Source organism: Burkholderia pyrrocinia (genome assembly GCF_003330765.1).
Lineage (GTDB): Bacteria > Pseudomonadota > Gammaproteobacteria > Burkholderiales > Burkholderiaceae > Burkholderia > Burkholderia pyrrocinia_B.
On the sequence record NZ_CP024902.1, the window covers coordinates 1,528,513 to 1,541,461 of the forward strand.

Genomic DNA, 12,949 nt, shown 5'->3' on the forward strand with positions numbered 1-12,949 from the left:
GCAGCATCAGGGAGGAGGCGGTGTGCGACACTTCGTCGACGCCACATAACGACGCGATGCGTCGACGAATCCTTTCATGAGCGACCCTCTCGTTTTCGTCCTGCCGGGCTACGCCAATTCGGGCCCGCTTCACTGGCAGAGCCGCTGGGAGCGTGCCGATACGCGCTTCTCGCGCGTCGCGATGCCCGACTGGGACCGCGCGTTCCGCAACGGCTGGTGTCTCGCGCTCGACCGCGCGGTCGAAGCCGCACGCGGGCCCGTGCTGATCGCCGGCCACAGTCTCGGCACGCTGACCACCGCGTGGTGGGCGACGCGCTATGCGCGTCCGGCCGCGCTCGCGAAAGTGCGCGGCGCACTGCTCGTCGCGCTGCCCGATCCCGACGGGCCGGCGTTTCCGGCCGACGCGCACGGCTTCGGGCCCGTGCCGCACGAGCGGCTGCCGTTTTCGACCTGCGTGGTCGCGAGCAGCGACGATCCGTACGGCTCGATCGCGTTCGCGCGCGGCTGCGCGCATGCGTGGGGCAGCGCATTCCACGACATCGGCCCGCGCGGCCACATCAACGCGGACAGTGGGCTCGGCGACTGGCCGGCCGCGCGCGGCTGGCTGGACGCGCTCGCGCGGTAGTCGGGCAATCGCCGCGCGAGCCGTTGACGCGGCCGATCGTCAGATCGCCTGTTTCGCCTTCAGTGCCGCAATTCGTCCATCGTCGTAGCCGAGCATGTCGCGCAGCACGTCGTCGGTCTGTGCGCCGAGCAGCGGCGGGGCCGTGCGCGCGTCGGGCGGCGTCGCGCTCATCCGGATCGGATTGCGCACGAGTTGCACGTCCGCGCCGCACGGGTGCGGCAGCGACACCTGCAGCCCGCGCGCGACGACCTGCTCGTTGTCGAACACCTCGTCGAGATCGTTGATCGGCCCGCACGGCACGCCGGCCGCTTCGAGCGTGCCGATCCAGTCGGCCTTGCCGCGCACCTTCACCATCTCCGCGAGGATCGGCACCAGCGTGTCGCGGTGGCGCACGCGCGCGGGATTGGTCGCGAAGCGCTCGTCGTCGGCCAGTTCGGGCTGGCCGCCGGCCTCGACGAACTTGCGGAACTGCCCGTCGTTGCCGACCGCGACGATGATCCACCCGTCGCTCGTCTGGAACGTCTGGTACGGCACGATGTTCGGATGCGCGTTGCCCCAGCGCGCGGGCGGCTTGCCGCTCGCGAGGAAGTTGGTGTTCATGTTCGCGAGCAGCGCGACCTGCACGTCGAGCAGCGCCATGTCGATGTACTGGCCAACGCCGGTACGGTCGCGGTGCGCGAGCGCGGCCAGCACGGCGATCGTCGAGTACAGGCCGGTCGCGAGATCGGCGATCGCGACGCCGGCCTTCTGCGGGCCGCCGCCCGGCTCGCCGTCGCGCTCGCCGGTGATGCTCATGAAGCCGCCGATCCCCTGGACGATGAAGTCGTAGCCCGCGCGGTGCGCGTACGGGCCCGTCTGGCCGAAGCCGGTGACCGAGCAGTAGACGAGATCGGGCTTCACCGCACGCAGCGATTCGTAATCGAGCCCGTATTTCTTCAACTGGCCGACCTTGTAGTTCTCGAGCACGACGTCGCTTTGCGCGGCGAGTTCGCGCACGATCTGCTGGCCCTCGGGCGTCGCGATGTCGATCGTCACCGAGCGCTTGTTGCGGTTCGCCGCGAGGTAGTACGCGGCCTCGGCGGTATCCGCGCCGTCCGCGTCCTTCAGGTACGGCGGCCCCCAATGGCGCGTGTCGTCGCCGGCGCCCGGGCGCTCGACCTTGATCACGTCCGCGCCGAAATCGGCAAGGGTCTGCGCGCACCACGGGCCCGCGAGCACGCGGGTGAGGTCCAGCACGCGGATATGGCTCAGGGCACCCATCGTCGAATCGTCTCCTTTCATGGCGGGCCTTGGCGGACAAGGCGAATTGGCATGCCGAGCATCTTAAGGCGAATCGGCCGCGCGGGTGGCCTGGAGCCTGTTATTAGCGGGAACAGGCTCCGACCGGGCCGGCCGGATGGCCGAGCCGCTTTGCCCGCGCTTTGCCCGGAAGCCGGCCCCGATCCCGTATAATCGATCGTTTCCGAATCCATGCCGCCGTACGCCCCGCCAAGGGCGCCGGCGTTTGAAGCCGTCTTTGCCCGACTGTCCCCGCACGCCATGAAAGCTGCCGAAATCCGCGAGAAATTCCTCAAATTCTTCGAATCGAAGGGCCACACGATCGTCCGCTCGTCGAGCCTCGTGCCCGGTAACGACCCCACGCTGATGTTCACGAACTCGGGCATGGTCCAGTTCAAGGACGTCTTCCTCGGCACGGACCATCGCCCGTATTCGCGCGCCACGACGGCGCAGCGCAGCGTGCGCGCGGGCGGCAAGCACAACGATCTCGAGAACGTCGGCTACACGGCGCGCCACCACACGTTCTTCGAGATGCTCGGCAACTTCTCGTTCGGCGACTACTTCAAGCACGACGCGATCAAGTTCGCGTGGGAGCTGCTGACCACGGTCTACCAGTTGCCGAAGGAAAAGCTGTGGGTCACCGTCTACCAGGAAGACGACGAGGCGTTCGACATCTGGGCGAAGGAAGTCGGCGTGCCGGCCGAGCGCATCATCCGGATCGGCGACAACAAGGGCGCGCGCTACGCGTCGGACAACTTCTGGACGATGGGCGACACGGGCCCGTGCGGCCCGTGCACCGAGATCTTCTACGATCACGGCCCGGACGTGTGGGGCGGCCCGCCGGGGTCGGCCGAGGAAGACGGCGATCGCTACATCGAAATCTGGAACCTCGTGTTCATGCAGTTCAACCGCGACGCGCAGGGCAACATGACGGCGCTGCCGAAGCAGTGCGTCGACACCGGCATGGGCCTCGAGCGCCTCGCCGCGGTGCTGCAGCACGTGCACAGCAACTACGAGATCGACCTGTTCCAGAACCTGATCAAGGCCGCCGCGCGCGTGACCGAGATCAGCGACCTGAACAACAACTCGCTGAAAGTGATCGCCGATCACATCCGCGCGTGCTCGTTCCTGATCGTCGACGGCGTGATTCCCGGCAACGAAGGCCGCGGCTATGTGCTGCGCCGGATCGTGCGCCGCGCGATCCGCCACGGCTACAAGCTCGGCCGCAAGGGTTCGTTCTTCCACCAGCTGGTGGCCGACCTCGTTGCCGAGATGGGCGTCGCGTATCCGGAGCTGAAGGAAGCCGAGCAGCGCGTGACCGACGTGCTGCGCCAGGAAGAAGAGCGCTTCTTCGAGACGATCGAGCACGGGATGTCGATCCTCGAGGCCGCGCTGGCCGACGTCGACGCGAAGGGCGGCAAGGTGCTCGACGGCGAACTCGCGTTCAAGCTGCACGATACCTACGGCTTCCCGCTGGACCTCACGGCCGACGTGTGCCGCGAGCGCGGCATGACGGTCGACGAGCCGGCGTTCGACGACGCGATGGCACGCCAGCGCGAGCAGGCGCGCGCGGCCGGCAAGTTCAAGGCCACGCAGGGCCTCGAATACGCGGGCGCGAAGACCACCTTCCACGGCTATGAAGAAATCGCGTTCGACGACGCGAAGGTCGTCGCGCTGTACGTCGACGGTTCGTCGGTCAACGAAGTGAAGGCCGGCCAGGATGCGGTCGTGGTGCTCGACCACACGCCGTTCTACGCGGAATCGGGCGGCCAGATCGGCGACCAGGGCGTACTCGCGAACGCGTCCACGCGCTTCGCGGTGGCCGACACGCTGAAGGTGCAGGCCGACGTGATCGGTCACCACGGCACGCTCGAGCAGGGCTCGCTGAAGGTCGGCGACGTGCTGCGCGCGGAGATCGACGCGCACCGCCGCGCACGCACGCAGCGCAACCACTCGGCCACCCACCTGATGCACAAGGCGTTGCGCGAAGTGCTCGGCGCGCACGTGCAGCAGAAGGGTTCGCTCGTCGATGCCGACAAGACCCGTTTCGACTTCGCGCACAACGCGCCGCTGACGGACGACGAAATCCGTCGCGTCGAGCAGATCGTCAACAACGAAATCCTCGCGAACGCGCCGGGCATCGTGCGCGTGATGCCGTACGACGAGGCGGTGAAGGGCGGCGCGATGGCGCTGTTCGGCGAGAAGTACGGCGATGAAGTACGCGTGCTCGACCTCGGCTTCTCGCGCGAACTGTGCGGCGGCACGCACGTGAGCCGCACCGGCGACATCGGCTTCTTCAAGATCGTGATGGAAGGCGGTGTCGCGGCCGGCATCCGCCGCGTCGAGGCGATCACCGGCGACAACGCGGTGCGCTTCGTGCAGGATCTCGACGCACGCGTGAACGAAGCCGCGGCCGCGCTGAAGGCGCAGCCGTCGGAGCTCACGCAGCGCATCGTGCAGGTGCAGGACCAGGTGAAGTCGCTCGAGAAGGAGCTGGGCGCGCTGAAGTCGAAGCTCGCCTCGAGCCAGGGCGACGAGCTCGCGCAGCAGGCCGTCGAAATCGGCGGCGTGTACGTGCTGGCCGCGACGCTCGACGGCGCCGACGCGAAGACGCTGCGCGAAACGGTCGACAAGCTGAAGGACAAGCTGAAGAGCGCGGCGATCGTGCTGGCTGCCGTCGAAGGCGGCAAGGTCAGCCTGATCGCGGGCGTCACGCCCGACGCGAGCAAGAAGGTCAAGGCCGGCGAGCTCGTGAACTTCGTCGCGCAGCAGGTCGGCGGCAAGGGCGGCGGCCGTCCGGACATGGCGCAGGCAGGCGGCACCGAGCCGGCGAACCTGCCGGGCGCGCTGGCTGGCGTCAAGGGCTGGGTCGAAGAGCGGCTCTGATCGTCACGGCCGATGCGATGTTGTTGCACTGACAGCATCGCGTGAATCGAAAAACGACCCGATCGGCAGGTGCCGGTCGGGTCGTTTTGTTTGTGCCGTACGTGCGCGTCGCTCGATGCGGCGACGTGTGAGCCCGGGTCAGGCCGGCACGGTCACGGTCGGCTTTGCCGCGTCGCCAGGCTGCCGCGCGGCGTCGGTGAGCGCGTCGCGCAACGCGGCGAGCGCCGCCGACGCATAACCCTGCCGCCACGCGAGCAGCGTGTCGATGCCTTCGAGTTCAGGAATCGTGTGCACGGCGATGTTGCCGGTCTCGGGCTGCAGGTCGAGCACCGAACGCGGCGCGACCGCGATGCCCGCGCCGGCCGCGACGCACGCGACGATCGCGTGATACGAGCCGAGTTCGAGCACGCGCGCCGGTTTGACCGCGTGCGCCGCGTACCACTGCTCGACGTACTTGCGATACGTGCAGCCGCGCTCGAACGCGATCAGCGTCGGCAGGATCACGTCGCGCGGCGTACGCACCGGCGGATGGCCGCGCGGCGTCAGCAGCACCAGATCCTCGCGGAAGATTGGCACCGTCTCGAACGTGTCGGGCAGCGTGTCCGGCGCGGGCGGGCGCGCGAACAGCGCGGCGTCGATCTCGAAGTCGCGCACCCGGTCGATCAGCCAGCCCGTCGTGCCCGTCAGCAGTTCGAGCGACACATCGGGCCATGCGTGGTGATAACGCGCGAGCACGGTCGGCAGCCGGCTCGCGGCCGTGCTCTCCATCGTGCCGAGCCGCAGCCGTCCGCGCGGCGTGTCCTCGCGCACGGCGTCGCGCGCCTCGTCGGCAAGCGCGAGCAGGCGCTCTGCATACGGCAGCAGCGTGTGCCCGGCCGGCGTCAGCACGAGCCGGCGGCCGTCGCGCACGAACAGCGCCGCGCCGAGTTCTTCCTCGAGCTGCTTGATGCGCGTCGTCACGTTCGACTGCACGCGATTGAGCTTGGCCGCCGCGCGCGTCACGCCGTTCTCGCGCACCACGGCCCGGAAAATCGCCAGCGCCGCCAGGTCCATGATTCTCTCCGGGTGATGAATGTATTCTTAATTATTCATTTTTCGAGAACGTTTGGTCAAGCTACGATGGAAGCGTTCCGATTTCCGATCCGGCTTGCGCACCGCGCGTCGGCCCATGCCGCCATGTCCCGCTTCGATGCCCCGACCGCCGCTGCCGGCGCGCTCCCGTCCGATCAGGCTGACCGCCGCGCCCGCGCGGCCGCGCTGGCCTGCATGGTCGGCCTCGCCGTCGTGCTCGGTGTCGGCCGCTTCGCGTTCACGCCGCTGCTGCCGCTGATGCTCGCCGACGGCTCGATCGGCCTGAAGGCCGGGGGCTGGCTGGCATCGGCGAACTACGCGGGCTACTTCGCCGGCGCGGTCAGTTGCGCGGCGCTGCGCGTCGCGCCCGCGCGGATGGTCCGCTTCGGGCTCGTGGCCACGGTGCTGCTCACTGCCGCGATGGGCGTCGGCCACCTGCTGCCCGTGTGGCTCGCGGTGCGCTTCGTCGCGGGCGTCGTCAGCGCATGGACGTTCGTGTTCATGTCGCAATGGGGGCTGCGGCGCCTGGCCGAGCTGGTCGCGCCCGAGTGGAGCGGGGTGATCTACGCGGGGCCCGGTGTCGGCATCGTGCTGACGGGGCTGATCGGCAGTGCGCTGGCCGGCCAGCGCGCGGCGTCGGGCTGGCTCGGCTTCGCGGCGCTGTCGGCCGTGCTGTCGGTCGCGATCTGGCGCACGTTCGGCGCAGCGCCGTCGGCCGGCGCCGTGCCGCATGCGGCCGCCGCAGCCGCTGCGGCGCCGGCCGACGCGCGACGCCATCGCGCGGCCGCCGCGTGGCTCGTCGTGCTGTACGGCGCGCCGGGCTTCGGCTACATCATCACCGCGACGTTCCTGCCCGTGATCGCGCGCGCCGCGCTGCCGGTCGGGTCGCCGTGGCCCGACCTGTTCTGGCCGATGTTCGGCGCGGCGCTGATCGTCGGCGCGATCGCCGCCGCGCGGCTGCCCGGGCACTGGGACAACCGGCTGCTGCTGGCGGCCGGCTGCGCGACCCAGGCGCTCGGCATCGCGGCCGGGATCGTGTGGCCGAACGCGGCCGGCTTCTCGGTCGGCAGCGTGTTGCTCGGCCTCCCGTTCACCGCGATCACGCTGTTCGCGATGCGCGAGGCGCGGCGCCTGCACGGCGAGCGCGCGGCCGGACTGATGGGCTATGCGACCGCGTCGTACGGTGTCGGGCAGATTCTCGGGCCGCTCGTCGCGGCGCCGCTTGCCGCGCGCTTCGGGTCGTTTTCTCCCGCGCTGTGGGTCGCGGTGGCCGCGCTGCTCGCGGGCGCCGCCGGCTTCGCGGCGACCGCCGCAAGAGGGCGCCTGCGACCCTGACGTCGGCGGGGCCGGATCGTCTGCGGCACGGGCAAACTCGCTAGAATGAAGCCTTTCCCGCGCCGAGCGGGTGCGCGGGCAGCCTGCAGGCGGCCGTCCGGCGTCCGCCAGATCCTTATCGATGACCACCGCCGACTACCGCTTTTGCCCGCGCTGCGCGAGCCCGCTGACCGAGCGCGCCGATTCCGACCATGAAGGTGGCCGCGTGCGCCAGGCGTGCCCCGACGACACCTGCGGCTATGTTCACTGGAACAATCCGCTGCCCGTCGTCGCCGCGATCGTCGAGCTCGACGGCAAGATCCTGCTCGCGCGCAACGCGGCCTGGCCCGAAGGGATGTTCGCGCTGATCACCGGGTTCCTCGAGAACGGCGAGACGCCCGAGGACGGCATCGCGCGCGAGGTGTTCGAGGAAACGGCGCTGAAGGCCGAGCACGTGTCGCTCGTCGGCGTCTACGAATTCATCCGCAAGAACGAACTGATCATCGCGTATCACGTGCGCGCGTCGGGCACGGTCGCGCTGTCGCCGGAACTACTCGAATACCGGCTCGTCGATCCGCCGCTGCTGCGCCCGTGGCGCGCCGGCACGGGCGTCGCGCTGGCCGACTGGATGCGCGCGCGCGGCCTCGATTTCGAGTTCGTCGACCGGCCGGGGCAGTGACGGGCCGGCCTGCCCGCAGGGTTTCATCCGCCGCGCCGCGAGCGATCGCGACGCGGCGTTCCGCCTGTTGCCGGCGCGCCGTGCCGCACGGTCGCCGCGCCTCGTCCCCCTCGTCCTGACCGCCATCGCCATGTCCGACAAGCCGCAGCCGCGTCCGCGCGACGCCTATCGCCACTTCCTGCCGATCACGACCCGCTGGATGGACAACGACGTCTACGGGCACGTGAACAACGTCGTCTACTACAGCTACTTCGACACCGTCGTGAACGCGTACCTGATCCGCGCGGGCGTGCTCGACGTCGAGCACGGGCAGACCATCGGGCTGGTCGTCGAGACGCAGTGCAACTACTTCGCGCCGCTCGTGTTTCCGCAGTCGGTCGACGCGGGGCTGCGCGTCGCGAAGCTCGGCACGTCGAGCGTGCGCTACGAGATCGGACTGTTCGCGCAAGGCGACGCATCGCCCGCCGCGCAGGGGCATTTCGTGCACGTGTACGTCGATCGCGGCACGCGCCGGCCCGTGCCGCTGCCCGACGCGCTGCGCGCCGCGCTCGAGCCGCTCGCGGCCTGACGGTTCGCGGTGCACGCGTTCGCGCTCCAGGCCTTCAACGGCCTCAGCTACGGCTTGCTGCTGTTCATGCTGTCGGCCGGCCTCACGCTGATCTTCAGCGTGCAGGGCGTGCTCAACTTCGCGCATGCGAGCTTCTACATGCTCGGCGCGTATGTCGGCTACAGCATCGCGGCTCGCGCGGGCTTCTGGCCCGCGCTCGTGCTCGCGCCGCTCGCGGTCGGGCTGCTCGGCGCCGGCTGCGAACGCTGGCTGCTGCGCCGCGTGCACGCGCGCGGCCATACGAGCGAGTTGCTGCTGACCTTCGGCCTCGCCTACCTGATCGGCGAGGGCGCGAAACTGCTGTGGGGCCTCGCGCCGCTGCCGGCGCCCGTGCCGCCGCTGTTCGACGGTGCGCCCGTGACCGTGTTCGGTCTCGCGCTGCCGCGCTACCGGCTGTTCATGATGGCGATGTCCGTGGCGATGCTGGTCGCGCTCGGCGCGCTGCTGCGCGCGTCGCGCATCGGGCTCGTCGTGCGCGCCGCGCTCACGCACCGCGCGGCTGTCGAGGCGCTCGGCTACGACGTGCCGCGCGTGATGACGGGCCTGTTCGGCGCGGGCACCGCGCTCGCCGCGCTGGCCGGCGTGATCGGCGCGCCGCTCGCGGTGATCGAACCCGCGCTGGCCGAGACCGTCGGATCGATCGTGTTCGCGGTCGTCGTGATCGGCGGGCTCGGCTCGCTCGGCGGTGCCTTCGCCGCGTCGCTCGCGGTCGGTTTCGCGCAGACCTTCGCGGCCGCGAGCGACACGTCGCTGCGCGACCTCGCGCAATGGGCCGGCGTCGCGCTGCCCGACAGCGTGGCCGCGGTGTCGATCGCGCAGCTTGCGCCGCTGGTGCCGTACCTGCTGCTCGTCGCGGTGCTGGTCGCGCGGCCGCGCGGGCTGTTCGGCGAGCGCGCCGATGCGTAGCCGCGCGCTCGCCGGCTTCGCTCGCTGGGCGTTGTTCGCCGCGTGCGTCGCGTTGCCCGCGTGGCTGTGGCCGCATGGCGCGGTGCTCGGCTATCTCGCGCAGACGGCCGCGCTCGTCGTGCTCGCGCTGTCGTACAACCTGCAACTCGGCACGACCGGGCTGCTGTCGTTCGGACACGCGGCGTTCGCGGGCCTCGGCGCATTCGCGGCCGCGCACTGGTTCAACCGCTTCGGTGGCCCGCTGCCGCTGTTGCCGCTCGTCGGCGGCGTGGCCGGCGCGGGTTTCGGTTTCGTCGCCGGGCTGCTCGCGACGCGCCGTTCAGGTACCGCGTTCGCGATGATCACGCTCGGGCTCGGCGAATGCGTCGCGGCCGCCGCGTGGAGCGTGCCCGCGTGGTTCGGCGGCATCGGCGGCGTGCCGATCGACCGCGCGAGCGGCACGCCGTGGGGCGGCTGGCATTTCGGTGCGCCGGCGCACGCCTATGCGGTGATCGCCGCGTGGTGCGTCGCATCCGCGCTGGCCATGCATGCGCTGACGCGCACGCCGCTCGCGCGGCTCGCGAACGCGGTGCGCGACAACCCCGCGCGCGTCGCCGCGCTCGGCACCGATCCGCGCCGCGTGCGGCTCGCGATGGTCACCTGCGCGTCGTTCTTTGCGGGCATTGCCGGCACGTTGACGCTGATCGACGTCGAGATCGCGACGCCCGACAGCGTGTCGATGGCGCGCTCCGCGACCGTGCTGATCGCCGCGGTGATCGGCGGTACCGGCGCGTTCTTCGGGCCGGCGGCCGGTGCCGCCGTGCTGACCGCGCTGAGCCTCGTCGTCGCGGGCGTGTCGCGCGCCTGGGCGCTGTATCTCGGTGTGCTGTTCGTCGTGATCGTCGTGGCCGCGCCGCGCGGGATCGCGGGCATTGCGCAAACGCTCGCGCAGGCGTTGCGGCGCGGCGCACCGGCGGCCGAGCGGTGGCGCGTGCTGTGCGGCGTCGGCGCGTGCGTGTTCTGGGGCGTCGCGATCGTCTGCGCGGCCGAGCTCGGCTATGCGTGGCGCTTCGCGCAGGATGACGGCGCGGGCCTCGCGTTCGGCGCATGGGGCATCGACGCCGATACGCCGGCCGGCTGGGCCGTCGCGTGCTCGGCGGCCGGCATCGGCACGCTGCTGTGGAGCTGGCGCGCGCGGCTCGTGCAGGGCGGCAAGCGAGGGGACGGGCGATGAACGGCAATGCGATCGCGCTCCATGGCGTCGTGCAGTGCTTCGGTGCGCAGACCGTGCTCGACGGCGTCGAACTGAGCATCGCGGCCGGCGAGCGCCACGCGCTGATCGGGCCGAACGGCGCGGGCAAGTCGACGCTGTTCGGCGTGATTGCGGGCGCAGCACGGCCGACGCGCGGGCGCGTCGTGCTGCACGGCGTCGACCTGCGCGGGCGCGGGCCGGTCGTCGCGAGCCGCCTCGGCATCGGCCGCAGTTTCCAGCAGACGAGCGCATTCGCGCGGCTGACCGTATTCGACAACCTGCGCTGCGCGGCGCTGCATGCGCCGGCCGAGCGGCGGCGCTGGTGGAACCGGCTGCGCGAATCGGCGTCGGTCGATCTCGCGGCCGCGCGCGTGCTGCGCGACATCGGTCTCGACGCGCGGCGCGACACGCCGGCCGCCGAGCTGAGCTATGCGGAGCAGCGCGCGCTCGATCTCGGGATCGCGCTCGCGAGCGGCGCGCGCACGCTGCTGCTCGATGAGCCGACGGCCGGCATGAGCCGCGCGCAGGCGGCGCGGATGATCGCGCTGATCCGTGCGACGACGCAGGGCCGCACGGTGCTGATGATCGAGCACGACATGGATGCGGTGTTCGGCTTCGCCGAACGCATCACGGTGCTGGTGCGCGGCACGGTGGTCGCGACCGGCGCACCTGATACGATCCGCGCCGATCCGGCGGTGCGCGCTGCCTATCTCGGCGAGCGTGGCGTATGACGGCGCTGCTCGACATTCGCGGCCTGCGCGCGTGGTACGGGTTGCAGCCCGTGCTCGACGGCGTCGATCTCGCGCTCGCGCCGGGCGAGACGCTCGCGCTGCTCGGCCGCAACGGCTCGGGGCGCTCGACGCTCGCGAAGGCCGTGATGGGGCTCGTACGCACGACCGGCTCGGTGCGCATCGCCGGCGCCGAATGCGCGGGCGCGCGCACGTTCGAGATCGCGCGGCGCGGCGTGGCTTACGTGGCCGAAAGCCGCGACGTGTTCCCGCTGCTGACCGTGCGCGACAACCTGCGGCTCGGGCTGCGCGGCGCAAGCGGCGCGGCCGAACGCGCGGCGCTCGAACGCCTGTTCGACCGCTTTCCGCTGCTGGCTGCGCGCGCGGACGTGAAAGCCGGGCGGCTGTCGGGCGGCGAGCAGCAGGTGCTCGCGCTGGTCCGTGCGCTCGCCGGCAGCCCGCGCGTGCTGATCGTCGACGAACCGGCCGAAGGGCTCGCGCCGCTTGCGGTCGACGAAGTCGGTGCATGCCTCGCCGCGCTGCAGGCCGACGGCGTCGCGATCGTGCTGATCGAGCAGCGGCTGCAGTTCGCGCCGCGGCTCGCGCGGCGCGTCGCGGTGATGGGGCGCGGACGGATCGTCTACGACGGCGCACTCGACGGATTGGGCGGCGATGTCGCCAACGCGTGGTTGAGCGCCGGCTGACGGCGCCGAACCGATTGTTCGGCTGGCCCCGCCAGTCAATTCGCGTCGAGCCGCTTTATCGCCGCCGTGCGGCACCTTACATTGCCAGTCATGCCGGTCGCCGTTTCAACGCGGCAACCGGCACCCTCCATCGAAGGTCTTCTGACTGAGGAATGAAATCATGAGCAAGCTGGCAGGCAAGGTAGCGATCGTCACGGGCGGATCGAAGGGTATCGGCGCCGCGATCGCCAGGGCGCTGGCCGCGGAAGGCGCATCCGTCGTCGTCAACTACGCGAGCAGCAAGGCGGGCGCCGACGCGGTCGTGAGCGCGATCGTCGAAGCCGGCGGCCGTGCGGTCGCGGTCGGCGGCGACGTGTCGAAGGCAGCCGACGCGCAGCGCATCGTCGATACGGCGATCGACACGTATGGCCGTCTCGACGTGCTCGTCAACAATTCGGGTGTGTACGAATTCGCGCCGATCGAAGCGATCACCGAAGAACACTACCGCCGGCAGTTCGACACGAACGTGTTCGGCGTGCTGCTCACGACGCAGGCGGCCGTCAAGCATCTCGGCGAAGGCGCGAGCATCATCAACATCAGCTCGGTGGTGACCAGCATCACGCCACCGGCCAGCGCCGTCTACAGCGGCACCAAGGGCGCGGTCGACGCGATCACCGGCGTGCTCGCGCTCGAACTCGGCCCGCGCAAGATCCGCGTGAACGCGATCAACCCGGGCATGATCGTGACCGAGGGCACGCACAGCGCGGGCATCATCGGTTCCGATCTCGACAAGCAGGTGCGCAGCGAGACGCCGCTCGGCCGCCTCGGCGAGCCGGACGACATCGCATCGGTCGCCGTGTTCCTCGCGTCGGACGACGCACGCTGGCTGACCGGCGAGCGCCTCGTCGCGAGCGGCGGGTTGCACTGACCCTGCGGGACGG

The 12,949-nt window shown here is 70.8% G+C and carries 12 protein-coding genes; 10 read left to right on the forward strand and 2 right to left on the reverse strand.

Annotated features, from left to right (window positions below; translation table 11 throughout):
- Positions 1–76: 76 nt before the first annotated feature.
- Positions 77–625 (forward strand): RBBP9/YdeN family alpha/beta hydrolase, encoded by a 549-nt coding sequence (locus CUJ89_RS07345; RefSeq protein ID WP_114176760.1) that lies wholly within the window; start codon positions 77–79, stop codon positions 623–625.
- 39 nt (positions 626–664) lie between these two features.
- Here CUJ89_RS07345 and CUJ89_RS07350 read toward each other — a convergent pair whose 3' ends face one another.
- Positions 665–1,885: a CaiB/BaiF CoA transferase family protein gene (locus tag CUJ89_RS07350; RefSeq protein WP_114176761.1), complete on the reverse strand. Its 1,221-nt coding sequence runs from the start codon at positions 1,883–1,885 to the stop codon at positions 665–667.
- 279 nt (positions 1,886–2,164) lie between these two features.
- Here CUJ89_RS07350 and alaS point away from each other — a divergent pair, with 279 nt between their 5' ends.
- On the forward strand, positions 2,165–4,789 hold the full coding sequence (alaS, locus tag CUJ89_RS07355; protein ID WP_114176762.1) for an alanine--tRNA ligase: 2,625 nt from the start codon (positions 2,165–2,167) through the stop codon (positions 4,787–4,789).
- A gap of 138 nt (positions 4,790–4,927) precedes the next feature.
- On the opposite strand, the gene CUJ89_RS07360 is transcribed toward alaS, so the two are convergent.
- A complete protein-coding gene (locus CUJ89_RS07360) occupies positions 4,928–5,842 on the reverse strand; it encodes a LysR family transcriptional regulator (protein ID WP_114176763.1) in 915 nt (304 codons plus the stop codon).
- A gap of 123 nt (positions 5,843–5,965) precedes the next feature.
- On the opposite strand from CUJ89_RS07360, the gene CUJ89_RS07365 reads away from it, so the two are divergent.
- From CUJ89_RS07365 to CUJ89_RS07400, 8 genes are all read left to right on the forward strand, one after another.
- Positions 5,966–7,195, forward strand: coding sequence for a YbfB/YjiJ family MFS transporter (locus tag CUJ89_RS07365; protein WP_114178527.1), 1,230 nt, complete (start codon positions 5,966–5,968; stop codon positions 7,193–7,195).
- Positions 7,196–7,316: 121 nt separating this feature from the next.
- Positions 7,317–7,853 carry an NUDIX domain-containing protein gene (locus CUJ89_RS07370; protein ID WP_114176764.1) on the forward strand — a complete coding sequence of 179 codons (537 nt, stop codon included), beginning with the start codon at positions 7,317–7,319 and terminating at the stop codon, positions 7,851–7,853.
- 130 nt (positions 7,854–7,983) lie between these two features.
- Positions 7,984–8,421: an acyl-CoA thioesterase gene (locus CUJ89_RS07375; RefSeq protein ID WP_114178528.1), complete on the forward strand. Its 438-nt coding sequence runs from the start codon at positions 7,984–7,986 to the stop codon at positions 8,419–8,421.
- Between the two features lie 9 nt (positions 8,422–8,430).
- Positions 8,431–9,366, forward strand: a complete 936-nt coding sequence (locus CUJ89_RS07380) for a branched-chain amino acid ABC transporter permease (RefSeq protein ID WP_114176765.1) — start codon at positions 8,431–8,433, stop codon at positions 9,364–9,366.
- On the forward strand, positions 9,359–10,579 hold the full coding sequence (locus tag CUJ89_RS07385; protein ID WP_114176766.1) for a branched-chain amino acid ABC transporter permease: 1,221 nt from the start codon (positions 9,359–9,361) through the stop codon (positions 10,577–10,579). Before CUJ89_RS07380 ends, CUJ89_RS07385 begins: the two co-directional genes overlap by 8 nt.
- Positions 10,576–11,328: an ABC transporter ATP-binding protein gene (locus CUJ89_RS07390; RefSeq protein WP_114176767.1), complete on the forward strand. Its 753-nt coding sequence runs from the start codon at positions 10,576–10,578 to the stop codon at positions 11,326–11,328. Before CUJ89_RS07385 ends, CUJ89_RS07390 begins: the two co-directional genes overlap by 4 nt.
- Positions 11,325–12,029, forward strand: a complete 705-nt coding sequence (locus tag CUJ89_RS07395) for an ABC transporter ATP-binding protein (RefSeq protein ID WP_114176768.1) — start codon at positions 11,325–11,327, stop codon at positions 12,027–12,029. Before CUJ89_RS07390 ends, CUJ89_RS07395 begins: the two co-directional genes overlap by 4 nt.
- Positions 12,030–12,189: 160 nt before the next feature.
- Positions 12,190–12,936 carry a glucose 1-dehydrogenase gene (locus CUJ89_RS07400; protein ID WP_114176769.1) on the forward strand — a complete coding sequence of 249 codons (747 nt, stop codon included), beginning with the start codon at positions 12,190–12,192 and terminating at the stop codon, positions 12,934–12,936.
- Positions 12,937–12,949: the final 13 nt, after the last annotated feature.

Coding starts and splice junctions, on each gene's coding strand:
- CUJ89_RS07345 (WP_114176760.1), top strand. CDS start 77: ATGAGCGACCCTCTCGTTTTCGTCCTGCCGGGCTACGCCAATTCGGGC.
- CUJ89_RS07350 (WP_114176761.1), bottom strand. CDS start 1,885: ATGGGTGCCCTGAGCCATATCCGCGTGCTGGACCTCACCCGCGTGCTC.
- alaS (WP_114176762.1), top strand. CDS start 2,165: ATGAAAGCTGCCGAAATCCGCGAGAAATTCCTCAAATTCTTCGAATCG.
- CUJ89_RS07360 (WP_114176763.1), bottom strand. CDS start 5,842: ATGGACCTGGCGGCGCTGGCGATTTTCCGGGCCGTGGTGCGCGAGAAC.
- CUJ89_RS07365 (WP_114178527.1), top strand. CDS start 5,966: ATGTCCCGCTTCGATGCCCCGACCGCCGCTGCCGGCGCGCTCCCGTCC.
- CUJ89_RS07370 (WP_114176764.1), top strand. CDS start 7,317: ATGACCACCGCCGACTACCGCTTTTGCCCGCGCTGCGCGAGCCCGCTG.
- CUJ89_RS07375 (WP_114178528.1), top strand. CDS start 7,984: ATGTCCGACAAGCCGCAGCCGCGTCCGCGCGACGCCTATCGCCACTTC.
- CUJ89_RS07385 (WP_114176766.1), top strand. CDS start 9,359: ATGCGTAGCCGCGCGCTCGCCGGCTTCGCTCGCTGGGCGTTGTTCGCC.
- CUJ89_RS07390 (WP_114176767.1), top strand. CDS start 10,576: ATGAACGGCAATGCGATCGCGCTCCATGGCGTCGTGCAGTGCTTCGGT.
- CUJ89_RS07395 (WP_114176768.1), top strand. CDS start 11,325: ATGACGGCGCTGCTCGACATTCGCGGCCTGCGCGCGTGGTACGGGTTG.
- CUJ89_RS07400 (WP_114176769.1), top strand. CDS start 12,190: ATGAGCAAGCTGGCAGGCAAGGTAGCGATCGTCACGGGCGGATCGAAG.